1 protein-coding gene and 1 pseudogene are annotated in these 1019 nt (G+C 71.8%); both read right to left on the reverse strand.

What is annotated here, in order from left to right; all coding sequences use genetic code 11:
• Positions 1 to 215 (reverse strand): annotated as a pseudogene (locus D8M34_RS18045) (MFS transporter); the annotation flags it as partial.
• Positions 216 to 262: 47 nt separating this feature from the next.
• Positions 263 to 1019: pyridoxal-phosphate dependent enzyme (locus D8M34_RS18050; RefSeq protein ID WP_126894711.1), on the reverse strand; the 757-nt coding region annotated here is incomplete at its 5' end.

Consider the following 1019-nt stretch of genomic DNA (forward strand, 5'->3'; position numbering starts at 1 on the left):
CTCAGCGCGCACCCCGCGACGATCATCGGCTTGTACCCGAACCGGTCGGCCAGGCTGCCACCGACCAGGAACATCCCCTGCTGGGAGAAGTTCCGGACGCCCAGGATCAGGCCGACCATCAGCACCGACAACCCGAGCCCGGAGGACAGGTGGTCGGCCAGGTACGGGATCAGCATGTAGAAGCCGAGGTTGATGGTCAGCTGGTTGAGCAGCAACAGCCTGACCGGCCGGTCGAACGAGCGGTAGCGGTCCCACCCGCGGATCAGAGGGTCCCGGGGGCGACGACGTCGTCACACCGGGTCCACCGGCTGACCGCGCTGCGGTCCGAGCGGTAGATCTCGTCCGGATCGCCCAGCGGCGGCACCCCGACCTCGATGCCGTGGTCACAACAGAAGTCGTCGTTGTAAACGGTGTCGAAGGACCGCGGCGGGCCGTCCGGAAAGACCGCGGTGATCCGGGTACCGGGTGGACGGGTGCGGGCGAGCCACCCGGCGACGACGCCGACGGCGCCCACACTCCAGCCCCCGCTCGCATAGCGCGCGCTCGCCATCGCCCGGCACGCCGACACCGCCTCGTCGGGGGCGACCCAGTGCACCTCGGAGAACGTGCCGTGGTCGACGTTGCGCGGGTGGATGCTCGATCCGAGCCCCCGCATGAGCCGGGGCCGGGCCGGCTGCCCGAAGATCGTCGAGCCGATCGTGTCGACGCCGACGACCTCCAGGTCGGGCTGGTGGCGCCGCAGCGCGCGGGAGATCCCGGACGAGTGGCCGCCGGTCCCCACCGAGCAGACCAGGACGTCCGTGCGGCCGAGCTGGTGCCAGAGTTCGGCCGCGATCGGCGCGTACGCGGCGACCTTGTCCGGGTTGTTGTACTGGTCCGGGCACCACGACCCGGGGTGCTCGGCGCGCACCCGGGCGACCCGGTCCCGCCGGGCCTGCTGCCAGCCCCCGACCACCGCGGGGACCTCGACGGTCTCGACCTGCGCCCCGTAGGCGCGCAACAGCCGGTACATCAGCGGT

This window comes from Microbacterium sp. HSID17254, assembly GCF_003989315.1.
Taxonomy (GTDB): Bacteria; Actinomycetota; Actinomycetes; order Actinomycetales; family Microbacteriaceae; genus Microbacterium.